18 protein-coding genes and 3 pseudogenes are annotated in these 23,744 nt (G+C 42.9%); 16 read left to right on the forward strand and 5 right to left on the reverse strand.

Annotated elements, in window-relative coordinates; translation table 11 throughout:
* Positions 1-628, reverse strand: a pseudogene (locus I4V84_RS18435) (hypothetical protein); the annotation flags it as partial.
* Here I4V84_RS18435 and I4V84_RS18440 point away from each other — a divergent pair.
* From I4V84_RS18440 to I4V84_RS18460, 5 genes are all read left to right on the forward strand, one after another.
* Positions 578-1,012, forward strand: a complete 435-nt coding sequence (locus I4V84_RS18440; protein WP_207748695.1) for a recombinase family protein — start codon at positions 578-580, stop codon at positions 1,010-1,012. The pseudogene I4V84_RS18435 and the gene I4V84_RS18440 overlap by 51 nt on opposite strands.
* Positions 1,013-1,537: 525 nt before the next feature.
* Complete coding sequence (locus I4V84_RS20065) at positions 1,538-1,786, forward strand: hypothetical protein (RefSeq protein ID WP_226854216.1); 249 nt, start codon at positions 1,538-1,540, stop codon at positions 1,784-1,786.
* Positions 1,783-3,885 carry a hypothetical protein gene (locus I4V84_RS18450; RefSeq protein ID WP_195993107.1) on the forward strand — a complete coding sequence of 701 codons (2,103 nt, stop codon included), beginning with the start codon at positions 1,783-1,785 and terminating at the stop codon, positions 3,883-3,885. Before I4V84_RS20065 ends, I4V84_RS18450 begins: the two co-directional genes overlap by 4 nt.
* Before the next feature lie 482 nt (positions 3,886-4,367).
* Positions 4,368-5,231 carry a hypothetical protein gene (locus tag I4V84_RS18455; RefSeq protein WP_195993108.1) on the forward strand — a complete coding sequence of 288 codons (864 nt, stop codon included), beginning with the start codon at positions 4,368-4,370 and terminating at the stop codon, positions 5,229-5,231.
* Positions 5,232-5,459: 228 nt separating this feature from the next.
* Positions 5,460-6,272, forward strand: a complete 813-nt coding sequence (locus I4V84_RS18460; RefSeq protein ID WP_173772518.1) for a prepilin-type N-terminal cleavage/methylation domain-containing protein — start codon at positions 5,460-5,462, stop codon at positions 6,270-6,272.
* 278 nt (positions 6,273-6,550) lie between these two features.
* Here I4V84_RS18460 and I4V84_RS20200 read toward each other — a convergent pair whose 3' ends face one another.
* Positions 6,551-7,525: a type II secretion system protein gene (locus I4V84_RS20200; protein WP_272113671.1), complete on the reverse strand. Its 975-nt coding sequence runs from the start codon at positions 7,523-7,525 to the stop codon at positions 6,551-6,553.
* 1,009 nt (positions 7,526-8,534) lie between these two features.
* Here I4V84_RS20200 and I4V84_RS18470 point away from each other — a divergent pair.
* Positions 8,535-9,167: a DUF5052 family protein gene (locus I4V84_RS18470; RefSeq protein ID WP_195993109.1), complete on the forward strand. Its 633-nt coding sequence runs from the start codon at positions 8,535-8,537 to the stop codon at positions 9,165-9,167.
* Between the two features lie 69 nt (positions 9,168-9,236).
* Positions 9,237-10,055 carry a glycosyltransferase family 2 protein gene (locus I4V84_RS18475; protein ID WP_334286183.1) on the forward strand — a complete coding sequence of 273 codons (819 nt, stop codon included), beginning with the start codon at positions 9,237-9,239 and terminating at the stop codon, positions 10,053-10,055.
* 27 nt (positions 10,056-10,082) lie between these two features.
* Here I4V84_RS18475 and I4V84_RS18480 read toward each other — a convergent pair whose 3' ends face one another.
* On the reverse strand, positions 10,083-10,901 hold the full coding sequence (locus tag I4V84_RS18480; RefSeq protein ID WP_195993110.1) for an AraC family transcriptional regulator: 819 nt from the start codon (positions 10,899-10,901) through the stop codon (positions 10,083-10,085).
* Between the two features lie 164 nt (positions 10,902-11,065).
* Between I4V84_RS18480 and I4V84_RS18485 the strand changes: the two genes are divergently transcribed.
* Positions 11,066-12,565 (forward strand): alpha-N-arabinofuranosidase, encoded by a 1,500-nt coding sequence (locus tag I4V84_RS18485; protein WP_195993111.1) that lies wholly within the window; start codon positions 11,066-11,068, stop codon positions 12,563-12,565.
* Here the strand turns inward: I4V84_RS18485 and I4V84_RS20945 are convergent.
* Positions 12,512-12,682: pseudogene (locus tag I4V84_RS20945) on the reverse strand (DUF6783 domain-containing protein); the annotation flags it as partial. The gene I4V84_RS18485 and the pseudogene I4V84_RS20945 overlap by 54 nt on opposite strands.
* On the opposite strand from I4V84_RS20945, the pseudogene I4V84_RS20950 reads away from it, so the two are divergent.
* Positions 12,665-12,769: pseudogene (locus tag I4V84_RS20950) on the forward strand (DUF6783 domain-containing protein); the annotation flags it as partial. The pseudogenes I4V84_RS20945 and I4V84_RS20950 sit on opposite strands and share 18 nt — an antisense overlap.
* Before the next feature lie 73 nt (positions 12,770-12,842).
* On the opposite strand, the gene tagD reads toward I4V84_RS20950, so the two are convergent.
* Positions 12,843-13,232 (reverse strand): glycerol-3-phosphate cytidylyltransferase, encoded by a 390-nt coding sequence (gene tagD, locus I4V84_RS18490; protein WP_118584161.1) that lies wholly within the window; start codon positions 13,230-13,232, stop codon positions 12,843-12,845.
* A 331-nt stretch (positions 13,233-13,563) separates the two neighbouring features.
* Between tagD and sdaAB the strand changes: the two genes are divergently transcribed.
* The 7 genes from sdaAB to I4V84_RS18525 all read left to right on the forward strand — a co-directional run bounded on the left by sdaAB (position 13,564) and on the right by I4V84_RS18525 (position 23,534).
* A complete protein-coding gene (sdaAB, locus tag I4V84_RS18495; protein WP_195993112.1) occupies positions 13,564-14,223 on the forward strand; it encodes an L-serine ammonia-lyase, iron-sulfur-dependent subunit beta in 660 nt (219 codons plus the stop codon).
* Between the two features lie 102 nt (positions 14,224-14,325).
* The gene (sdaAA, locus tag I4V84_RS18500) at positions 14,326-15,213 is read left to right on the forward strand and encodes an L-serine ammonia-lyase, iron-sulfur-dependent, subunit alpha (protein ID WP_195993113.1); all 888 of its coding nucleotides are present in this window, start codon (positions 14,326-14,328) and stop codon (positions 15,211-15,213) included.
* A 162-nt stretch (positions 15,214-15,375) separates the two neighbouring features.
* Positions 15,376-16,545 (forward strand): acyltransferase family protein, encoded by a 1,170-nt coding sequence (locus I4V84_RS18505; RefSeq protein WP_195993114.1) that lies wholly within the window; start codon positions 15,376-15,378, stop codon positions 16,543-16,545.
* Positions 16,546-16,794: 249 nt separating this feature from the next.
* On the forward strand, positions 16,795-18,126 hold the full coding sequence (locus tag I4V84_RS18510) for an adenylyltransferase/cytidyltransferase family protein (RefSeq protein WP_118584166.1): 1,332 nt from the start codon (positions 16,795-16,797) through the stop codon (positions 18,124-18,126).
* 3 nt (positions 18,127-18,129) lie between these two features.
* Positions 18,130-20,409, forward strand: coding sequence for a LicD family protein (locus tag I4V84_RS18515; protein ID WP_195993115.1), 2,280 nt, complete (start codon positions 18,130-18,132; stop codon positions 20,407-20,409).
* Positions 20,410-20,493: 84 nt separating this feature from the next.
* Entirely contained in the window at positions 20,494-21,651 is a 1,158-nt protein-coding gene (locus I4V84_RS18520) for a LicD family protein (RefSeq protein WP_195993116.1), read from the forward strand.
* Positions 21,648-23,534, forward strand: coding sequence for a thiamine pyrophosphate-binding protein (locus I4V84_RS18525; RefSeq protein ID WP_195993117.1), 1,887 nt, complete (start codon positions 21,648-21,650; stop codon positions 23,532-23,534). Before I4V84_RS18520 ends, I4V84_RS18525 begins: the two co-directional genes overlap by 4 nt.
* Positions 23,535-23,744: the final 210 nt, after the last annotated feature.

A 23,744-nucleotide genomic window follows, 5' to 3' on the forward strand; every position in this document is an offset into this window, starting at 1 on the left:
TCTTTGAAGCAGGGAAAAGAAGTCTGGAATAGACCAGCATCTTCATGATGGTATTGGCATCATACTGTTCTTTTGAGCGGCGCTGCCGGTTCGTTAGAAAAGTATGGAGACCGAGCTCATGGTAGATCTGGCTCAGTGCAGCATAGCCAAAGTTTTTTCTCAGCTTGTCACCTAAACAAAGGCAATCAGAATCGTAAAAAGTAAAGTGGATGGGAGCCTGTCTGGCTGCTTTTTCAGCTTTTAGCTGCTCGACTCTTTTTTGAAAGTGAGCAATAGGGTCATCATATTTTTTTTCTAATTCGTCTAGCCAGCCAATAGATTCTACTGTTTTCTGGCGGGAGCATTTCTTAGCTTTATCGTAATAGGTGTCAACAATGGAAAGGCGAATCCGACCATTCAGGTTTGGTGTTTTTTGAGGTACATAGCAAGCACTCCGTTTCGTATAATATTTATTGCACCACAAAACGATACAAAACGCTAGTAAAATATGACGAAATTTAAAAATAAAAAAAGCCTGAAAGCAAGGAAACAAAAGGTTTTCAAGCGATAAGTGAGCATATGTTACTGCAAAACTGTGGTGCATGGCGAATCTCGTTGGGCTGCGGTTTCGGTCGTTCGCATCCTTCAAAATGAAAAGTACAAGGGAGATCTGCTTATGCAGAAGTATTATATCCGGGATTTTCTTACGAAAGAGCTGGAAAAGAACGATGGAAAACTGACACAGTATTATGTGGAAAATGATCATGAAGCAATCATAGAGCGGGAAATATGGGACGCGGCACAGCTGGTATCCCAGAGAGAAAATCTTCTGTCAGGTTGGGAGAAAGATATTGCCCAGGGAAATGCCCTGGAGCGCTTACGCGCAGCACAGATGAAAGAGCTGACCGAAAAGTATCCTGACTGGTTCCAGGTGGCGAAGAATACGAGAATGGTGATTGGGGAAATTATAATTGGGGGTGATAAGGGGTGTGAGATTTTGTTTATGGATGGCGTAAGGCTGGTGACGGATTAGAGCGTGTTTGAAAAATCATTCCCGTTACCAGGGGAATAGGCTGTGAAGAAAGAAAGCAAAAGAATTTAGCAGACTTTCGAAAAATACTTGTAAATCAAGAACTTCAATGTTATTATGATAAAAAGCATATTTCTCATATAGTTCAAGGCATATCCGCCATCTGATTTATCTAATCACACATCAGAAATCCATGCTTTTTACCCATTAACGAAGAAGAGCAGGAGTTCTGAATGAAAGGTATGTATGCTTAGCTTGTCTTTTCTGACTCCTGCAAAGAAAAGGAGGACCAGCCTATGGTAAACAGAAACTACAAGGTCACGATATTCCGGATGCTATGAAGGCAGTAACAGGGAATTGATGGAACAGTGCCAGATACTAAGGGAATATGCAATATATGTAGCGCGGGTTCGTAAATATGCAAAATATATGCAACTGGAAACAGCTGTTCAAAAAGCTGTAGATGAATGTATTCAGGAGGAAATTCTGGAAGAATTTCTTCGGAAAAATAGAGCGGAGGTTATCGCAGTGAGTATATTTGAATATGACAAAGAAGAGGAAGAACGTAAATTGAGAAAAGCTGAGTTTGAGGCTGGGGAGCAAAGTGGAATACAAAAAGGAATACAAGAGGGAATACAGGAAGGAAAGGAATTGAAAACAAAAGAAATTGTCAATTCGTTACTTCAGGATGGAATGGGCATTGAAAAGATTGCGGCTTTACTGAAAATTAGCAAAGAACATGTTTTGGAATTAGCAGGAAGGAGCAAAAATTTATGAAAAAGAATCACCACCTTCATCGGCTGGTTCGTCTTTGCCTCATCATTTCCCTGCTTCTGCTGTGCAGTACAAGCCAGGTATTTGCCGCTGCAAAGGTAAATCTGAAAAACACCAAGATTAAACTATCAGCCACCAAACTCACCTACAATCAAAAAGTCCAGCGCCCGAAGGTAAGCGTCACCTATAAGGGCAAAGCCCTGAAAGAGAAGAAAAACTATGTTCTGAAGTATTCCAAGGGCTGCAAAAAGGTAGGCACCTATACGGTTCAGATTATTGGAAAAGGTGCTTATACCGGCAAAGTGAAAAAGCAGTTTACCATTTTGCCTCCAAAGACCCAGGTAATGGGTGGTTATGTTGGAAAAAAGACTGCCAGTGTGGTAATAAAAAGGCAAACCGCTCAGACCAGCGGTTACCAGCTGCGCTATGCCACAAATTCCAAATTAAAAAATGCGAAAACCATAACAGTCAAAGGAAACAAAAACAACACCGTTTCCCTCAATGGACTGAAAGCCGGAACTACATATTATATGCAAGCCCGTACCTACATGGCCATTAAAGGAAAGAAATATTATTCCAAATGGTCTTCCACAGAACATTGCAAAACAAGCGGAAAGTCAAAAGAAAATACTTCAAATACAACGCCTACCCCTAAGCCGGTTCCGAAATTAACGCTCGAAGAGGGAAAAGCAAATATAACCCTGGAAAGCGGAAGGTATTATGAGATTGAAATTTCAAATGGAATCAAAGACATTAATATTTCTGATCCGGCTGTTGTATATTCCACAGATGAAGCTGAAGGCGGAAACAGCCACTTATTTGCGACGCTTGAGCCTGGGAAATGCGTGATTACCATCACGGATATTTATGGACAAAAAATTACTTCCACGGTTTCAGTTACCCAGAAGCTATACAATCCGCATACTGAGACTTCTTATGTAGTGACATCTGAAACAGTTGACAGCACCCTTCCTGTTCCAGCCATCAAGTCAATAGATTATGGTGACGGATGGGTGGATTTGAACTGCCCGGGAACTTTTTCCCAGTCAGATCCTTATGTTGGTTACGAAGGTTATCTTTCTTACAATGATAAGTTTGCATATAGTGTTCAGGATACGCGAACAATCGGTGATGATAACGGGATAGGAAGTGTGAGTTTCTATTATTTAGACTCAGGCCGCAGTTATTATGCAAAAGTACGTTCTTACACCATCCGCAATAATGTAAAAGTCGTTGGACCGTGGAGCGAAATTCGTAAAGTAGATTTGCCAATATATGATACGAAAGGCATAACACCTGCTAAATATACCTATGAAATTTATGGTTTGGACAAGCAGAAAGCAGATATTTACACACAGTGTATCAAACCTCTTTTTATAAAAACAGACAATCAGGATCTGAATTCTTTTAGACTGATCTGTGATGGAGAAAGCCCTTTGATAAATGTGTATTCAGGTGGAACAACGCACATATATGATGATATTCCTTATGAAAACGGCGATTCCGAGACCACTTCCCTGAAAAAAGTAAAAGGCGGTTATATCGGATATGTATATTTTGAAAAAGCAGGAACTTACGATATCGAATTCCGAGAATACTCCATGTCTGGTTACACGGTTGCAAAAACAGTGGCATTAAATGTTATGGATTATGACCAGGCTGAGAAAGCATGGATGACTGACATTATCAATAAAGTTACAACTTCCGATATGACTCCATTTGAAAAAATGGACGCTGTAAGTGATTATCTCACAGAGCCAGGTCGCTTCAAATATGTAACGGTACATGGAAATTATCTGGTATCTCTGGCTGCAGAACCTAATACTCCATTTTTTGTATCTTATCGTTGGGATTCCTGCACATCACCGGCAGCCCTTTGTGATTTTGCAAAGTTAATCGGTGGTTTTGACGATATTCACAATTGTTATGGCGATTATCAGAGAGGTACTGAGGAATGGTCACGCTGGCATTATGTGGCTAAACTTACGATAGGAAGCGAAACACGAAATTACGCCGTATGCCCGATGAGCCCAACCGGTGAAGTCGGCGAAACACAGATGATCGACCTGACAGACCTTAGTAATATGAGGAAATTTGGGTGATTTCAATTTAAATAATTCTTTTTACCGGGCAGGCCAGAAGTCATTTCTGGTCTGCTTTTCTGCACAATTCTTATGAAAATCATATACATAATCCTCAATTTTTTTGATTGACATTGCCCTTCGTTAAGTCGTATACTTAATTTACTTTTACAAAAGAAAAATCTAAATCTGACCATTCGGTCAGGTAATTCCATTTCGTTATGAATATTTTGCGTGGGGATGAAATAGTTGTTGTAAAGGTGTACTTTTGTATACTAATACTTGAAAAATACAAAATATATGTATATACTAATGATAGTACAAAATGTTCGTTCTTGTATTGTACACATGACTTTATATAACTTTTTCATACCAAGAAAGGAGTGTGCATGCGGGAAAAGAACGCCACATCAATTGAGTACTTTAAGGATCCACGACGGATAGTGGATCTTCTGAATGGAATGGTTTTTCATGGCAGGCAGGTTATTACAGAAGATAATCTGTTGGAGAAAAATCCAGTGCTGCATAATGTCTATCGGGAAAAGAATAAAGTTGTCGCTATAGAAAATACACCAGATCTGTCTGTTGCAGTGACGTGGAAGAGTCTGAAATTTCAGTTTATGATTCAGATACAAACACTGGAGCATTATGCAATGCCGGTCAGACTTTTGCACGAGAAAGGAATTGACTATTATAATCAGTGGAAAAAACTGCAAAAGGATCATAAGAACTGTAATGATTTAAAAGATAATGCCGAGCGGCTTTCGGGAATGAAAAAGACCGATCATTTTTACCCTGTGCTTCAAATTGTAATCTATTTTGGACAAGAGCACTGGCGTGCAGCCTTCAAAATGGATGATCTGACCGGAGCAAATGATTTTCCAGAAGAACTGCAGAAATTATTTTTCGAGACACCAATGCTGCTTTTTGAAGTGTATTATTTCAAAAATATACACTGGTTCCAGACCGATTTACAACAGGTTTGTGGATTTTTGCAAAGAACGAATGACAAAACGGCTTTACGGGAGTATGTAAAGGCAAATGAAGAGGTTTTCTCCAAACTAGAAGAAGACACATTTGACCTACTTACTGTAATGTCGGGAATTAGGGCCATGAAACTTATAAAGAGAGATGTTGAAACGGTGGGAGGTGAATTTGATATGTGCAAGGCGTTTGATGATATGATGAGAGACAGCAAACAGGAAGGTATTCGTGAGGGCAGACGTGAGGGCGAACGTAAGACAGAAGAACGAATGAATGAATTAATTCAAAAGTTAGTCTCTGCTGGGCGTATTAATGATTTATTGCAGGCAAGTAATAATAAAAAGTATCGAAAAAAACTGATGGCGGAGTTGGGAATTGCATAAGGGTAAAATTGGGTGGCAGCCTTTGATAGCAGCCACCCAATTTAATTCCAGAAGAATTACAATTCTTTGGGTAAATATAGTTCAACCTCAGTATTTTCATTTATTACATTGTACTTCACGAGCTTATATGTTACTCTATTCTAAGAATCGCAATTGTATTTGACTAATTCAGGCATATACAGTACTGTCGCCGATAGGAGACATATTCGTTTATGGAGCAAAGGAACTATGAAGAAAAAAAGAAAAGGTTTTACACTGGCAGAGCTTCTCATTGTTGTTGCCATAATAGCAGTATTGGTGGCAATAGGTATTCCCATATTTACCAGCCTGCTTGAAAAAAGCCGAGAAGCAGCCGATGCTGCAAATATAAGGGCACAGTATGCACAGGTTATGGATGAAGCAATTACAGTCGATGGAAATGTGAATATTGATGGAAAAGATTTTGAAAAAATCAATCTTAGGCAAAAACAGCCAGACTGGCAAACGGAGACAATCCCCAATAGTCTGGGAAATTTTTCTGTTATTGAAGGAATTCCTGGGACACAGGCGTGGGTAGAATATCATGCTGATACAGAAACGGTTTACATTAAGTTTGAGGGAGAAAGCCAAAATGGTGATAGCGGTTCAAATGGGGAAAATAATATCCTGATAGATAGCAGTTTCTGGGATAGCACAGCCGGATGGGAGGTAATAAATGCGAAATTTGAGAATGGAAAGGCAATTCTAACTCCTTCTCATAAGGATAGCGTGCTAAAACGGGGTGGCGATGAAACGATTATGTTACAGGCGAATAAAAAATACAAACTTGTTGTCAATATAGAAGAGTGCGGCGCGAATCTAAAGGTCAGACTGTCTAATAGAAATGGCAATAATACGTACCTTGAACAAAATGTTCAAACATTGGGGAAATATGAATTTGATTATACGCATGAAGAAGGGCACGATGATGATGTGAGAATTTCTTTTGAAGTTCCGAGAAGTCAAGTGGGAAAAGGTCCGGTATGCATTACGTCAGTCTCTTTTATACAGTTAAATAACTGAAAACATAGTCAGTGCGGATGTTGAAAATTTGCGAATATAATCGGAAAGAGGAAGAGGCACTTCGGTAAAGGGAGAAATATGATGTCGGAAAAATTGCTGGAGTTGAAATGGAGCGCAAAAATACGGAAAAGGAAGTAACAGAGCTGATCCTGTCAAGTTCATTGCATTTTAATATTGCAATGGACTTGAACAGGGCATAACTTTCTCTCTAAGAGAATTTTAAAACCTTAAATTATAATTAGTATTTTCATCTTAATCACAGTTTTTATCTTGGTTTATTAGTTATAATTTGTAGAACCATTTAGATTAATTTTTATCCAATTACCACTATCATTTGCAACGGTATCAATATTGTCACTTCTGGGGGGGGAATAATAACTGCAATCTGTTCTGCAAATATAATAATCCTCTCCTTCTTTATATATATCTCCAGCTTTTAACTTTTCCAATCGTAATTCTTTATTATTCCAAATATCTTTTAAATTATCTTTAGTTAGTATTGTTCCTGTTGGTTGGACAAAATAAGCTTGTCCTATGTTGTTATCAGGAGCCGCATAATCATGATAGTTAGTATAACTTGCATTAGTTATAGCAATGTAAAGGAGTCCATTTTTCTTATATGCCAATCCCATATTTATGCTAAATGGTTCCGTAACGCCCTCTTTATTAGGCGGCTGATTAGGATACTGAATTGCACCTATATTTAAATCTTTAATAATGGTATTGGCTGAGCTATCTTCTGTGTCTGAATTATTGGAATCTCCTTTATCTGTATTATTTTCATTCTTATTACTAGCATTATTTCCACTTTCCCAGTAAAATGAAACATACTCCATAGCATCACTAGTAGGTGCATGATATGTGATTTCGCAATACCCATTTGGTCCAGGAATTCCCTTCCAATACGTTTCGCCTGCATTCGATGATACTCCTCCAATAGTAATTGGCAATGGAGTTTGCCAATCGTTTTTCTGCTGTTTTAACGGCGTTACTTTAATGTAATAATCGCCATTATCTTGATATATTTTCTGATCTGTTTTTGTATACGTAGCACTGGTATCCCCAGTAATCGCCGCCATCATCACTTCCGCATACGCTGACCTGACATCCGAAAGATCCACCGCTTCACGGCTTCTCTCAAGCTGACTTGTAAAGATGGGAATGGCGATGGCAACCAATACACCAATTATTGCCACAACGATTAAAAGTTCTGCCAGCGTAAAACCTCTGTCAGACTTCAATTTTCTTTTCATAAACATCCCTTTTTCTTATGTATTTGTTGATAAAATGTATATTTTTCTTTTTAATGATAGCATATAGCTTTTTAGAAATCCATTTGCATTTTCGACAAAATAAGCTGTAATTTTCGTAACATTTGCGAATCAAACAAAAAGACAATAATTATCCAAAACAAGATATCAACTAATGTAAAATTATTAGTACAAGCTGTGCCTGAAAGCCAGTAATTCATATTTTCTGATGCTTTTGAGTGAAACAAAATAGAACACTTGCAAACTCTAGATTGCAATGCTATTATAATGAAAAACATATTTTTAATATATACAATGGTATATCTCCCATCTGATTTATCTAATAATATTTCAGAAATTTATGCTTTTAAATCCGTTAAAAAGGAAAAAAGCAGGAGTTCTGAATGTAATTGTTGGTTGTTGAATGTTAAATGAGGTTTGTACTCTCTGACGTTTTCCAAAAGAAGGAGCACCCGTCAACTCATATGCCGAATATACCGCTGCGAGCTCTCTTTTTTATATCGGCTGAGGCTGATCAAACAGGAAGTACAATCCAAAGGAGGTGGATTTGACATGTGTAAAGCGATTAAAGAGATGCTATGAGTTAGCAGACAAGAAGGAGAACAGGAAGGACGCTTGGAAGGACGCTTGGAAGGACGGCAGGAAGGTCAAGATGAAATGGCGACCTTGAGCGAGAAACTTATTTTGGCAGACCGTATCAGCGAACTGTTAAAAGCAAGCACCAATCGGGAGTATCGAAATAAGCTACTGGTGGAGTTTGGGTTGGCGTGAGAATGGCGCTAAATCATGTGATTACATGATTTCTGTGCGTCGCGAAGCAGCTGCTGGTCTCGGAGTGAACAGATAAACTGAACTAAAATAATTTAAAATGTGGGACAGTGATTCATCTTGTGTTCTGTGATTTGTCATGCTACTATAAATCTGTAAGTATCTTTTGATACAAGTTATAGTGGAAGCATATCAAACATAAAAACACATGGAGAGAAGAAAAATGCAAAAGAAAAAGAAGAGAATATTCGCAGTCCTTTTGTCTGCAATTCTGGTAGTTGCGCTCACCAGCTGCAGTAAGCTGGGTTCCATTATTAATGAAATTCATGGCTCATTGATCGGAAACAATTATACCGTATATACTTATGATAATTATGGGAATCAGACCTTGAAAACTTCTGGAAAGAAAATCAGCATTACCGGAAATAAAATTGAAACCGTCAGCTATGACAGCGATGGAAGAGCAGTAACCGGCTATGATCTTTCTTCAGTAATCACCATTACCATTGATGGAAAAGAAATCGAAAGCTGCGGAGATACTTGTGTATTTGTGCAGAATGGACTGAAACCGGAGGTGGATTTTTCATTAGACGAGGTCAACAGTAACGGTGGGAACGGAATCACGGATAATGCAGCTCTGGCAAGGGTTTTGAACCGGTACAAAAATGATTTCGGCAAATCCAGGGTTGTGGTCATCAAATCCCAGCTTGGACAGCCTATCGCCGCATTTTCCGGAGACAATGTCTATTGGGAAATTCCGGACGATCTGCCGAAAATGACCAAGCTTATGGTCGATGGGAAGGCACTGTACATACACCGGGCGAACTACCAGATTATTGATAAAGATCTTCTTTAAAGATAAGTGTGTATTTAAGAAATCGGATGTTTTATAATGATAGAATGTGAAAGATAAGAGGAGTTACAAATGGAACTTACAGAACCAGGGCTACGAGTGAAAAATGCAGAAAAAATGCAGCAATCCAAGAGGGCATCAGGGGAAGAAATGCGACCAGCGGTATCTGTGATCATGCCTGTATATAATGGAGAGAAATACATCGCCCAGGCAGTGCAGTCTGTTTATGCGCAGAATATTCCACTGGAGCTGATTGTCATTGATGACGGCTCTGTTGATGGAACCCGGGAAGCTCTCATTCCATGGGAAAACAGACCGGATTTTGTTTATATAAAAAATGAGCGCAATCTCGGTGCTGCCGGTTCCCGTAACCGTGGTGTGTCTGTTGCGAAAGGCAGATATGTGGCATTTCTGGATGCGGATGACTGGTGGGAAGAGGGAAAGCTAGCGGCACAGCTGGCTGCTCTTGAAATGACCGGTGATGTAATCTGCTCCACAGGACGTGATCTCATGAATCCGGACGGAACCTTCACAGGCAAGTATATCTCGGTTAAATCCAGGCTGGACTATCATGAGCTTCTGAAACACAACAGCATTAACTGTTCTTCCGTCCTGATTCTCCGTGAGGTGGCACTGGAATTTCCCATGGAGCATGATGACAGCCATGAGGATTATATCACCTGGCTGCAAGTGGTGCGAAAATACGGACATGCCACAGGAATTAATAAGCCCTATCTGAAATATCGTCTGTCCCAGGGCGGAAAGTCAAGAAACAAAGCCAAATCTGCCATCATGACCTATCAGGTGTACCGTTACGTTGGCTATGGGCCGCTGAGAAGTGCCTGTTTCTTTTTGTCCTATGCACTTCACGGAATCTGGAAATATCGTTAAAGTATTAGAGCCTTTTTCAGACACGCTCTAGTGGGGCTCTCCCATTTTTCTGCGCCATTGCAGGGGAGAGCATCCTACCTGTTTTCTGAAATATCTGCTGAAATGGGAAAAATCTGAAAATCCGCACATCTGCGCAATCTGCTGGACAGTCAGTGCTTCATTTGTCAGCAGGTTCTTTGCCTTATCCATACGAATCTGAAGCAAATCTGCATGAGGGGTACTCTGGAAAAATTTCTGATAGCAGGAATAGAACTGGCTTTTTTCCAGACTGACCTTTTTACAAAGTTCTGTGGTGTTCCATGGCTCTGCGTAATTCGTGAGCATTTCCAGTCGAAGCTTTCGAAAAGCAGAATAAAGACTGTCTCCTTCCGTTCCACTTCCATGTATCTGATGGCTTTTAAGTCCCCTTGCAATCGTAATCATAAGCTGCTGAAAGAGAGTATACTCGTATTCATCGGAAAATAAATCATTTGCTATATGTTCTTTGTGAAGGAGCCGGATGCAGGCGTCAATCTCTTCACAGTTTCCCGGATAAAAAACAGTATTAAGCGGGATCCCATATTGTTTTTTCAGATTTGCCTTACAGGAAAAATGAAGGTAGCTGTTCCGGAATCTGTGAACAGCCTTATAATGCTGCTCATATCCGGGGGCATAGAGAATACACGCATTTTCCCCGGAAATACTGAGTTTTTTATCCAGATAAACCTTCATGGGTGTCTTAAAAAGCAAAAACAGATAGTCTCCGCTTCCGTTGGGACGGTAGATCTGATCATAATCAGGGTTTGAATAGTTGTATTCGCAGAACTGAATGGAAAAATCCCTGTCTGCAGCTTCGAAAAAATTCATGGTCCGGACTCCTTTCGCCATTTTTTTACTGTAATCATTATCGGAAAAAAAGTCAACTATATCGGAAGAAAAAAACTGGTAAAAAATTCGTATGCCATTAAAATAATAGATACATAAAGAACAGAAAAATGCCATACAACTGGTACCATATAAGGAGGATACCTATGAAAAAAGCGCAGATCATTATTGACAAATATTTCCTCACCGGAAAGGTGGATAAACGAATTTTCGGATCATTTATTGAGCAGCTTGGACGAGCTGTTTACCAGGGAATTTATCAGGAGGGCAGTCCGTTGTCTGACGAGCAGGGCTTCCGTAAGGATACTCTGGAGCTGGTAAGAGAGCTTCAGGTTCCAATCGTCCGCTATCCGGGAGGTAACTTTGTTTCCGGGTTTAAGTGGGAGGACAGCGTAGGACCAAAGGAATTAAGACCAGCCAGACCGGAGCTGGCGTGGGGTGTGATCGAGAATAACCATTTTGGTCTGGATGAGTTTGTGGACTGGGCGCAGAAAGCGGATACCGATGTGATGATGGCAGTCAATCTTGGCACAAGAGGACCGGAGGAAGCCAGAAATCTTCTGGAATACTGTAATTTTAAGGGCGGTACCTATTACAGCGACATGCGTAAGGCCAACGGCCATGCAGAGCCGCATAACATTAAGACCTGGTGTCTGGGAAATGAAATGGATGGTCCATGGCAGATGGGACATAAGACTGCATATGAATATGGAAGAACTGCAGCGGAGACTTCCCGCATTATGAAAATGCTGGATCCGGAGATTGAGACTGTTGCCTGCGGAAGCTCCAATCTGATGATGCCGACATTTGGAGATTGGGAGTACACGGTTCTGGACGAGTGCTATGATCTGGTGGATTATATGTCCCTTCACCAGTATTACGGCAATGCTGCTGATGACACCCCTGATTTTCTTGCAAATTCCAAAGGGATGGATGACTTTATTTCCGGCGTAGTCAGCATCTGCGACGCTGTCCGTGCGAAAAAGCATGGCAAAAAGCGCATTAATCTTTCCTTTGATGAGTGGAATGTGTGGTATCACAGCAATGCGGCCGACGAGAAACTGGAAAAATGGGGACAGGCTCCACATCAGCTTGAGGATATTTATAATTTCGAAGATGCCCTTCTGGTTGGAAGCATGCTGATCACTTTACTTCGCCATGCAGACCGTGTGAAAATGGCATGCCTGGCACAGCTGGTAAATGTAATCGCGCCGATCATGACCTCCGATACAGGTGCATGGCGCCAGACTATCTTTTATCCATATATGTACACAAGCATTTTCGGAAGAGGAACTGTGTTGAATACACAGGTACTGGCTCCGGTATATGACAGCAGGAATTACTGTGATGTTTCGTATCTGGATTCTGTGTGCGTATGGAATGAGGAGAAAGATACTCTTACAATTTTTGCAGTGAATAAAAGTCTTGAGGAAGATCTGGAGGTAAGCTGCGATTTGCGCCAGTTTGAAGGCTATCAGGTGAAAGAACACATTGTACTTACTAATGACGATATGAAAGCTGTAAATACAGAAGCGGATCCCGAAAAGGTTGTGCCTGTGGAATCCGCTGCAAGCCGGATTGACGGCGGTAAATTAAGTACTGTGCTTGGAAAACACAGCTGGAATATGATCCGTCTTGCTAAGTAGTCCGGGATAAATATTTGCAGATGCTGTGTTAGAGCGTGTTTGAAAAATCATTCCCGCAATCTGCACGCCCCACTTTGCGGTATATTTTGCCCGAATTCAGTTGCCGTAGCCCGCTACGGCGCCTTCATCCGGACAAAATCTCCAATAAATTGTGACGCACATCCTGCAAATTGTTTTTGGGAAGTGTGCACATTGTTGTCATGAAATAAAAAAGTCAGAGATTTCGTAACCTGCATGAATCATACGAAATCTCTGACTATATAATTACCAATGCTTCCTACTTCTGCAGATCCGCCTTAATCTGCGTAGTAGAAATCTCCGGTGTCCTCGGAAGGTACACCACGTCGCAGTAAGGCTTCAGAAAGTCAAACTTCCCTTCCCAATCGTCACCCATAACAAAGGTATCTACGTGGTATTCTTTAATATCACTTACCTTCTGCTCCCAGTTCTCCTCCGGAATTACCAGATCTACGTAGCGGATGGCTTCCAGCAGGGATTTTCTTTTTTCATAAGAGAAATAGCATTTTTTATGCTTCTCGTTCCAGTTAAATTCATCTGTAGATAAAGCTACGATCAGGTAGTCACCATAAGCTTTCGCCCTGCGCAGCAGATTAATGTGCCCATAGTGAAGTAAATCAAAGGTACCGTAAGTAATCACTCGTTTCATGAATTGTGTGCCTTTCATAAAGAAATCTGAAAATAGTCTTGCCGGAATGGTTCCAGGCGATTTACATAGAACTATTTTACCACAGTCCAGGTAGAAAGGAAACATAAGATTATTTATCGGGAGTATTGTGCATTGCGAAGCGCGTTACTGTGAACGGAGTGAACAGTAAACACGAAGTAAACAGTTACCCTTTATCCATGTTGTAAAAGGTATGTTTTAATGTTAAGATGGAACAATAACAGTGCAGATGTGAGCGGTAACGTGAAAACATCTGCAGGCTGCCGAAAACGAAAAATGGCAGTGGATGAATAAAAGGAAGAGGAAAATAAGTATGAATGTATTTGACATTCTGGGGCCGGTTATGATCGGACCGTCCAGCTCACATACTGCGGGAGCAGCCCGGATCGGTCTGATGACAAGGGCTCTTCTTGGAAAAACTCCGGTGAAAGCGCACATATTTTTGCATGGTTCTTTTGCGAAAACCTATAAGGGACACGGCACGGATAAGGCTCTTGTAGCGGGAATACTAGGAATGCAGACAGATGATGAGCGTATCCGTTTTTCCCTTGATGTGGCGAAAAAGGTGGGGCTGGAAATCCAGATCGAGACTGGTGAACTGGAGGATACGCACCCGAATACTGCGGAGATCACTTTGACTGCAGCAGACGGGGAAAAGGTGTCTCTTCGGGGCAGCAGTATTGGCGGGGGGAATATCCTGATCACCCGGGTGAATGGAATGGAGGTTGCCCTTACCGGGCAGAATCCTGCTTTGATCGTGCTTCACAAGGATGCACCAGGGACGATTGCTGCAGTTACAGAGCTGATGGCAGAGTATGGGGTGAATATCTGCAATTTCCACCTGGCGCGTGAGACCAAGGGTGGTGTGGCGGTAATGACTATCGAGAGCGACAGTCACTTTGTCCCGGAACTCAATGAGAAGATTAACCGGCTGGAGAATATATATTCTAGTACGATGTTAGAGCGTGTATAAATTGCTAGTTAGTGGGTCGAAGTTCCAGCCGACATTGCCCAAATGCGTCCCTTTTTGAAAAACATCTCACCCCACTAAAAATACGGTAAAGGAGAATTCACTGTGGATCTAAACTACCACTCAATAGAATCCCTGCTGAAAGCAGCGAAGGAGAACAACTGTCGCCTGTCCGCTTTGATTCTGGAGCAGCAGGCGGAGCAGATGGAACTGCCGAAGCAGGAAATATATAAAAAAATGAGGGAAAACTATCGGGTTATGGCATCCTGTATCCAGCCTGGCAGCGCCCCGGATCTGAAAAGCACAAGTGGCCTCACTGGTGGAGATGCCTATCGCATGCGCACTGCTGTAGAGCAAGGGAAAAATCTTACAGGTCCCCTTCTTGGAGGCGCCCTCTATCGTGCCCTTGCAGTATCAGAACTGAACGCTTCCATGGGAAGAATCGTAGCAGCGCCTACAGCAGGAAGCTGCGGCATTGTACCGGCAGCTGTACTCACCATGCAGGAGCAGTACCAGCTTACAGAAGAGGAATGCGTCATGTCCCTTTTCACAGCATCTGCAGTGGGAATGGTAATTGCCAATAATGCGTCACTTGCAGGAGCGCAGGGAGGTTGTCAGGCTGAGTGCGGTTCTGCATCTGCCATGGCAGCGGCGGCAATTGTGGAACTTGCCGGCGGCACACCTGATATGATCCAGTCGGCAGTAGCCACTGCCCTAAAAAATATTCTGGGTCTTGTATGTGACCCTGTTGCAGGGCTGGTTGAAATTCCATGCATTAAGAGAAATGCATCAGGCGTAGCTGGGGCATTTGTGGCAGCAGAACTGGCTCTGGCCGGAATCCGAAGTGCAATTCCGGCTGACGAGGTGATCTGGACTATGAAAAAGGTAGGAGATGTGATGCCCACTGCCCTTAAAGAAACAGCAGAGGGTGGCCTGGCGGCAACACCTACAGGGCGCAAACTGCACCAGCAGGTTTTTGGAGAAATGAAATAATACATTATTGCGGTTCATCAGCAACACAAAACCACAGGAAAATATTTCAAAACACGTTAAAATATTAAAAAGTTATTCCAAAAACCACAAAAATATGTTATCCTTTATTCATAAAACTGACATGTCTGAAAATAATTATGTCAAAGTATAAAGGTGGCTAAAATGAGCAAGAATACGAAGGAACAGGAAATCCCATATTCCTACCTTGTGGATAATATAAAAATATTTTTGATTTTTCTGGTGGTTTTTAATCATATCATTGCATTCCAGCTGGTTAAAGCAGATCAGGTTGTGCGTTTTGTGTGGTATGGAATTACCATATTTCATATGCCGGCGTTTATATTTATTTCCGGTTATCTGTCCAAGAAGCCTCAGGATGTGATGAAGAATGTTAAGAATTTATTGATTCCATATATTCTGGGCTATACACTTACCTGGGCAACGCAGATCTGGCTGGGAAATAAAATGGATTATGAACTGCTCCGTCCTTCCGGAACCGTTATGTGGTATGTGCTTGCGTTGTTTGCATACCGTCTGACCATAGAAGCATTTGGAAAAATAAGGTTTATTGTACCTCTCAGCATTATTTTTGCGCTGTGGGCAGGAACCAGAATGGAATTCAGTACATTTTTATCAGCTTCAAGAATTGTGGTATTTTTCCCGTTTTTTGTGGCAGGATATTTATGGAAGAGTGAATACACCAAGGTGATCCGCAAATTTAAAGGCAAGATCGTGGTTGCACTTTTCGTGATCATTCTGCTGTTTGTGGCGACCAATTATATGATCGGAAATAATATTCCGGTAGACCTTTTCCGAGGCAATCATTCCTATCTTGCAAGTGGAATGGACAATGTGCAGGGAATGGTAGTCAGAGGAATGATGTATCTGATTTCCTTTACGGTTATTTTCGCATTGCTGGTGCTGATGCCAGATAAACGCCATCCATTTATTTTCCTGGGAAGAAACACAATGGGAATTTACTTTTTCCATTATCCCATCATGATTCTGATGAACGGACTTATGATCCTGAATATTTCGCAGCTGATGAATGTATGGGCGTTATTTGGAGTGTCAGTTCTGTTTGTACTGATACTTGGAAGTCTTCCGGTGGACTGGGTCTATACCAATGTTATGGGGCTGATCACCTTCATTCTTTTTAAACGTGAGAAGAAGGTTGAGGATGAAGGTCTGGAAGACGAATATGATAGTGAAGAGGAGGACCGGTTTGCAGTACTGGCTCAGCGAAGAATGGCTATTGAAGAGCTGGCTGCCACATGGGATACCTCCTTTGATGCAGAAGAGAAAGAAGATCATGAAGAAGGGCAGTCCTGACGGATTGTCTTTCTTTTCTTATTAAGAAAGAGACAGCAGTTCAGTTGTTTCACAGCAAAAAAAGAGTTATATTTTTGTTAAACCCGGGAATATTTTTTGTAAAGCAGATATTCTTTCATAATGACTTACTATGCAAACTGTGTTATACTAAATGTATTTAGTATGAAAGTCCCGGACGGCAGCCATGAATGAGCCATGCTTGCATGAGTGAATTCATGGATACAAAGAGGGCTTTTAAGGGGAAATACGATGAAAAAAGTAATCACTTACGGAACTTTTGACCTGTTCCACGAGGGACATTATAATATTTTAAAAAGAGCGAAAGCATTGGGCGATTATCTGATCGTGGGCGTGACCAGCGAGAGCTACGATATTGAGCGTGGTAAGCTGAACGTGCGGGACAGCCTTCTGAAAAGGATTGAGAATGTACGCCGTACCGGTTTTGCAGATGAGATCATCATCGAGGAGTACCAGGGGCAGAAGCTCAGCGATATCATCAAGTATAAGGTAGACCTTCTGGTACTTGGTTCTGACTGGCGCGGCAAATTTGACTACCTTAAGAATTACTGTGATGTTGTGTACCTGGAGCGTACCAAGAATATTTCCAGCACCAAGCTGCGCGGTGAGGGAACCACTTACACCGTGGGTGTAGTTACAGATAATGACCAGGATAATGGGATTGTGTGGGAGACAAAATATGTCAGCGGTCTTCATGTGGAGTGCGTTTTTTCTGAGAATGCAGAGGCAGCGGAGTCGTTTTGTGACAAATATGAATTGGATTCCTACTACAGCGTGGAGGCAGATAATGGGGAATGGCAGCAGGGATTTGACTGCTTTTTGTCCCAGGTAGACATAGTTTATATCAAAACCGAGCAGCCTAAGAGGGAGAAATACATCCGCAGATCCCTGGAACTTGGAAAATATGTGATAAGTGATGCGCCTATGACAGAGAATAAGGAGAAGCTGAAGGATCTGTTTGCACTTGCAGCAGCCCGTCATGTACTTCTTGTGGAGAAAATAAATCTGGTGTATCTGCGGGCCTTTAACCAGCTTGTCTGGCAGACACACAGCGCCTTGGTGGGCGATATTGTGTGTGTGAAATGCTCTATTTCCCAGGACCATTTCGAAGGAGGAAGAAGTTTTTCCGAAACTGCAGTTCTGCCTTTGTGTGCTATTATCAAGATACTAGGCAGAAATTACCAGGAAGTGAATTCCAATGTGGTGAAGGACAGATCTGGAAACTGCATTTACGACATGATCACCATGAAATATCAGGATGCTCTTGCTACAATCGAGATTGGCACCACAGTAGATGTGGAGGATGAGTTTGTTGTGATCGGTACGAAAGGCCGTGTGACCATCCCGGGAGACTGGTGGAATACAGGATATTTTGAGGCAAAGATAGACGACAGCAAGGGACTGAAGCGGTACTGCTTTAACTTCGAAGGCAATGGCCTCCGTTACCTTTTGCAGGAGCTGCTTATTATGATCAGTGATGAGAGAACGGAATGTACCAGACTTTTTAATGAGGAATCAGAGACTCTGGCAGACATTCTGGAAATCATAAACCAGAGAGGATAACCAATGACAGAGAAACAGGAACATCTGCTGCAGCTTTTCCGTGAGCTGGATGAGATCTGTAAAAAGAATAATCTGAGATATGTAATGGCGGGAGGAACGGCCATCGGTGTTGTGCGAAACGAGGGATTTATTCCCTGGGATGATGATGTGGACATCTATATGCCCAGAGACGACTGGAACAAACTGGTGGAAATTTCCGGCTCCGTGCTTCCGGAGCACCGCGCCCTTCAGTGTGTGGATGTAGACCGCAGCTATACCAATACTTTTCCACGGTATGTTGCTACGGACAGCTGCGCCCTTCACAAGCATCAGATTATCGGCAGGGACAGTGCCGGTGAGATCATCGACGTGCTCACCCTGGATCCCATTCCCGCAGATGATAAGGAATATGAGAAATACAGAACTCATATGATGATCTACTCTGAGCTGGTAAATATGGTAGTTGTATATGGTGCCCGCTGGGAAATTCCAGTGACAGCCTATCTGCGCTGGCTTTTTTCCTATACATTTCTGGGAAAAGACCGCACATTGAAGAAACTGGAGAAGATCATGTATTCCTATAAGGAAGAGGATTGTCCGCGCTATGCAATGCGCTGGGGCGGCTGTCCGTTCCTTTTTGATAAGGACATGATGTTTCCTGTGAAATATATGAACTTTGAGAACACAGAGGTAATGGTGCCGCACAGAATGAGTGACTATCTGATCTGGCATTACGGAGATGAATGGTCCTATATTCCGCCCCATGGGGAAAGAGAATCCCATGATGCGGTTACGGTAGAGGGAATTACCTATAAAGAGCTTCGGGATGATTATCTGCCGGGAATCCGCAAGGGCAGGCTTCGCAGAGATTCCATCTGGCGCAAGATCTATTCTCTTGCAGGTGCGAAGCGGAACCACCGCCTTCAGTATAAGCGCAATCTTCTGCTGGCAAAAAGTACGGTGATGGATCTGGAGGCGCGCATTTCAGAAAGCAGACACAGCCTGAAGGAATTGGTAGAAAAGCGTGACTTTTCCCAATTAAATGAAATCTTTACAAAATATTACCAGGTCCAGCTGAGCTCTGCGTTTATCGGCAGGGAGGATTTTGGCGGGATCTATGCTTTTTATCATCCTGTTTTGCTGGAAGTCAGCGATGTGACCTTTTATGCGGCAATGCTGACGCTGGTTTATACAGAACGGATCGGGAAAGCATGGAGAATGCTGGTGGTGAAGGAGCAGACCGGTACATTCCCTTCTGAACTGGCCCAGTTGAAATCTGATATTGAACTGTTTCGAAGAGCAGTCTGCGATTATGAATTTAAGCGTTATCAGGAAGCGGAGGATACGATGGTGCCGTTGATGGAACGGTATCCGGAAGTGCCGGGATTTGTGAAATTTAAGAGCCGTTTTCTTATGGAACGCGCCCGCAATGGAATTGATATGGTGGAAGCGGAGCTTTATATTGATGAGGCACTGCGGCTTTTCCCGGAGGACGGGTATTTCCTGAAGTACCAGGGAGAACTGCTCTGGATGAAGGGCAAATGTGCGGATGCTCTGGAAGTTTTTGCAGATGCCCGTGAGAAAACAAATAATGGAATTACCCAACTGGAGTTGGATAAATTTCTGAATCCTTATGGCAGGGAGACGGTGAAGACCTGTCAGCAGCTTCTGGATGTTGGACAGAAGGATGGGGCGATGAAGCTTATGGCTTTGTGGTACAGACTTCTGCCGGAGAATCCTTCTGTGCGGGAATATTATTATCTGGCCCGCGCAAGTGTTGCGAAAAAGCGTTCTGAGGTGGAAGAACTGATCGGGGAAATTCTAAAGCGCATTGATGCAGAGCGTGCAGAGAGCCCGAGTGAGAACAATGACATCCAGATCTATAAGCGTGCACTGACAAAAGCATGGGAGCGCCTGGGCTATCCAGGTGAGCTGGCAAGGGTTCGCACAGATCTGGTTTACACCAGTGAGGCGGATGATCTGGAATGGCTGGCAGAACGTGCCAAGGACGGACAGATCCGCAAGGAAAAACGAGCCCAGGTGTACAAGGTAATTGGAGATGTGAGAAGAAAACAGGGACAGACGGAGGCTGCGTTCCAGAACTATCTGGAGGCACTGCGGCAGAATGGAAGCGGTTTTGTGCGAACGGAGCTTTCCAGAATATTTCTCACAGATCTGTATGAAGGAAGCAAGAGAGCAGCTGTATATGCAAAAGCCGGAGATGCTTCTGAGTTTTTGAATCAGTGGCTTGGAAAGTATGGAAGTATAGAAGAGATACAGCAGCTTGTGAAAGAATGCTTGTGACACACATCTCGCAGAAAGCCTTTTTCAAACAGGCGCTGGTAACAGTGTGATCACTATGAACAGACAGATGGGAGCAGACGTAGCTTGAACAGAGAAATAAAAGAAGTTGTAAAGCTTCTGGCCGAAATAGATAAAATATGTAAAAGAGAAGGAATTCCTTATTATCTGGGACCACAGCTTACTTTATGCTGTGTTACCGGGCAGGAGATCACCAGCCCTCATGCAGGTGTGGTCTATATGCGGACTGCGGATATGGAGCGCTTTCGTCTGGCTGTGGAGAAGGAGACTCCAGATGGCAGAATTGTGGAATCCATGAATAACAATAAGCATTTTTATGGATTTTTCCTTCGCTATACAGATCTGGATACGTTGTGCTTCCGTCTGAATGAAGGCAGGAACTACAAATATCCGGGTATGGGAGTGGATATTCTGCCCCTGCGTGGAAAACAGCGTTCCAGACTCGCTCATTTGTGGACAAGAGCCCAGGAAGTGGGATGGAATGAGCTGGCTGATTATTATGGAGACCGAAAAGGCAGGAAAAAGGCAATTTGCCGTTTTGTCATGAGGCTTCGCCTGGTCACAGGACGTGCCCGTCTGGGAAAAAGCCTTTACCGCATGCTCTGTAAAAGGATGAATGTGGAGGATACCCAGGAATATGTAGTTCGCCTGAAGAAAAAGGCAGTGTATTTTCCAAGGGAAATTTTTGATGAGACAGAAACTGTGGTGATCGATGGCAGGAAGTTTCCGGTGCCGGGAGATACTTATACGTATCTTCAGAAGTATTATGGGGAAGACTACCAGGAGAAGGTTCTGGATAATTATACAGTGAAGCTGTCGGAAATGGTCAGTGCCAGGATCCGATTCGAGGATTATTTTCAGGAAGTGGGAAGTCAGAAGAGCCTGATCCGGAAGCGAAGCCATGCCCGACGAAAGCAGGGACATGCCAACCAGAAAAAGGAATATCTGAACTGGAGCTGGAATTATGTGAAATTCTGTGCATCCAAGATTGAATTGGAGAAATATTATCTGGATAACAAAGAGTATATTATAAATCTTTATAAGAATAAAGATTATCCGGCTTTGGAAAAAGTTTTTGTCCCATATACAAAGGCTATGGTGAAGAGCCTTAAGAATGACGAGGTGTTTATTCCGGATGAGGAGCTTCAGCATATTTATCTGGATATGTTGGGGGTAGCAGGAAGGACAAATCTGAAAAAAAAGGTGGAGAAATTCTGGAAATGAAAGTAACGGATTATATTGTTGAGTTTTTACAGAGAAAAGGGATTCATGATTTCTTTGGATACCAGGGAACCATGATCGCCCATCTGGTTGATTCTATAGAGAAAAATCCTCATACCAGAAGCCATTCCAGCTATCATGAGCAGGGAGCGGCTTTTGCAGCATGTGGATATGCCCAGGCGGGGGAACGGTGTGCATGTGCTTATGCGACCAGCGGCCCGGGTGCTGCGAATCTGATTTCAGGAATCGCAGACGCTTATTTTGATTCTCTTCCGGTTGTTTTTCTTACTGGTCAGCTGAATACTTATGAGTATTCCGGTATTCCGGGACTTCGGCAGCAGGGCTTTCAGGAGATTGATATTGTTGCCATGGCGAAGCCTGTGACCAAGTATGCAGTACAGATCCGGGAAGATGAGGATATTGTAAAAGAACTGAATAAAGCTTATCATATTGCGAATTCTGGCCGGAAGGGGCCGGTATTGATTGATCTTCCTATGAATATACAGCGGGGGGATGTAAAAAATCCGGTTTATGACATAAGTCTGGATGAGATGGGATTTGGTGCAGCTTGCGAGAGCAACATGGAAGCAACTGCAAACAGCTGCGGAGCAGCAGGCGTGGACATGGCAATGAAGCCGGACGACAGTGGAGTATTAGAGTCTGCAAAAATGGCAGACTGTGAAATATCAGCTTGTGCTGTTTCTACAGCAGATGCAATCCGTGAAGCTCTGGATAAAGCACAGCGTCCCGTAATCATGTTAGGACATGGAGTCAGCGACAAAGCAGTTCGCGACCAGTTATTTACTCTGGCACGTCAGTGGAAAATCCCGATAATCACAAGCGTATTGGAAATGTCAGCACTACCGTGGGACGACCCGCTGAATTTTGGATGCATCGGAGGCGCTTACGGACATCGCTATGCCAATATGATCGCCAATGCGAAAAGTGACTTGCTGATTTGTCTTGGCATTTCCCTTTGCACCCGTCAGATTGGTACGAAAGTTCATGAGTTCGCGAAAAATGCGAAAATCATCCGAGTAGATATTGATAACTATAATTTGCAGCGAAATATTCACGAAAATGGAATTGATGAAATGAAATTCTGTGCAGATGCTGCCGAGGTGATTAGGGCAATGGCAGAAAATGCGGAAAGTGCAGAATCTGATGGTTCGACGATTTATGATTTCAGTGAATGGCTGGCTGTGTGCGCCGATATAAAGAAATCTTTGCGCGCAGTAGATGATTCCATCCCAGAACGCTATCCGAACCGTATGATCGCAGATTTAAGCGACGCTCTTGCAGACACTTCCGCAGTAGCAGTTGACGTAGGACAGCATATGGTATGGAGCTACCAGTCCTTCCATAACCAGAAAGACCAGAAGCTTCTTTTCTCCGGCGGACACGGAGCAATGGGCTATGCTCTTCCAGCAGCAATCGGAGCTTATTACGCCACCGGAAAGCCAGTAGCCTGCATTTGCGGTGACGGCGCATTCCAGATGAACATTCAGGAACTGGAGTGGGTCAAGCGTGAGAATCTTCCTATTACCATGATGGTAATGAACAACCACGCCCTGGGAATGATCCGCCACCTCCAGCGCGACTACTTTGAGCAGGTCTATGCTGATACCTCAGAAGGCAGTGGCTTCTCGTCCTGCAACTTCGCAGAGGTAGCCAAAGCTTATGGAATCAGCAGTGCCTGTATGGAAGCCAATGAGGTTGTTGAAAAAGCGGCAGACTTTTTACATGGCACCGAAGCGCCGAAACTCCTTGAAATCCGCCTGGAGCCCGGCACCTTCGCTTATCCCAAGACCTGCCTGGGCGAACCCATCCACAACCAGCAGCCGTATATCCCGAAGGACGTCTACGACAGACTGATGGATTTATAAAAAATAAATTTATAAGAACCGGGCTATTTTCAATAACACATTGAAAGTATGACCTGGTTCTTGTTATCATAGAGAATAACGAAATTGTTATTTAGTTGATTAAAAGTTCTTTAATGCGGACGCATTTGGACAGTGTGTATTACTCACTCGCCGGCGCAACGCTCCAGCGAACTAATCGCTAACTGCGACTAATGCGTTCGGGAGAGCCCT

The sequence above is a fragment of the Ruminococcus sp. 1001713B170207_170306_F1 genome (assembly GCF_015668065.1).
GTDB classification, from domain to species: domain Bacteria; phylum Bacillota; class Clostridia; order Lachnospirales; family Lachnospiraceae; genus Blautia_A; species Blautia_A faecis.

What these genes read in the sequence shown, in the direction of transcription:
- I4V84_RS18450 (WP_195993107.1), top strand. Translation starts at nt 1,783, where the DNA reads ATGAAAAAGAATCACCACCTTCATCGGCTGGTTCGTCTTTGCCTCATC.
- I4V84_RS18460 (WP_173772518.1), top strand. Translation starts at nt 5,460, where the DNA reads ATGAAGAAAAAAAGAAAAGGTTTTACACTGGCAGAGCTTCTCATTGTT.
- I4V84_RS20200 (WP_272113671.1), bottom strand. Translation starts at nt 7,525, where the DNA reads ATGAAAAGAAAATTGAAGTCTGACAGAGGTTTTACGCTGGCAGAACTT.
- I4V84_RS18470 (WP_195993109.1), top strand. Translation starts at nt 8,535, where the DNA reads ATGCAAAAGAAAAAGAAGAGAATATTCGCAGTCCTTTTGTCTGCAATT.
- I4V84_RS18475 (WP_334286183.1), top strand. Translation starts at nt 9,237, where the DNA reads ATGGAACTTACAGAACCAGGGCTACGAGTGAAAAATGCAGAAAAAATG.
- I4V84_RS18480 (WP_195993110.1), bottom strand. Translation starts at nt 10,901, where the DNA reads ATGAATTTTTTCGAAGCTGCAGACAGGGATTTTTCCATTCAGTTCTGC.
- I4V84_RS18485 (WP_195993111.1), top strand. Translation starts at nt 11,066, where the DNA reads ATGAAAAAAGCGCAGATCATTATTGACAAATATTTCCTCACCGGAAAG.
- tagD (WP_118584161.1), bottom strand. Translation starts at nt 13,232, where the DNA reads ATGAAACGAGTGATTACTTACGGTACCTTTGATTTACTTCACTATGGG.
- sdaAB (WP_195993112.1), top strand. Translation starts at nt 13,564, where the DNA reads ATGAATGTATTTGACATTCTGGGGCCGGTTATGATCGGACCGTCCAGC.
- I4V84_RS18505 (WP_195993114.1), top strand. Translation starts at nt 15,376, where the DNA reads ATGAGCAAGAATACGAAGGAACAGGAAATCCCATATTCCTACCTTGTG.
- I4V84_RS18510 (WP_118584166.1), top strand. Translation starts at nt 16,795, where the DNA reads ATGAAAAAAGTAATCACTTACGGAACTTTTGACCTGTTCCACGAGGGA.
- I4V84_RS18515 (WP_195993115.1), top strand. Translation starts at nt 18,130, where the DNA reads ATGACAGAGAAACAGGAACATCTGCTGCAGCTTTTCCGTGAGCTGGAT.
- I4V84_RS18525 (WP_195993117.1), top strand. Translation starts at nt 21,648, where the DNA reads ATGAAAGTAACGGATTATATTGTTGAGTTTTTACAGAGAAAAGGGATT.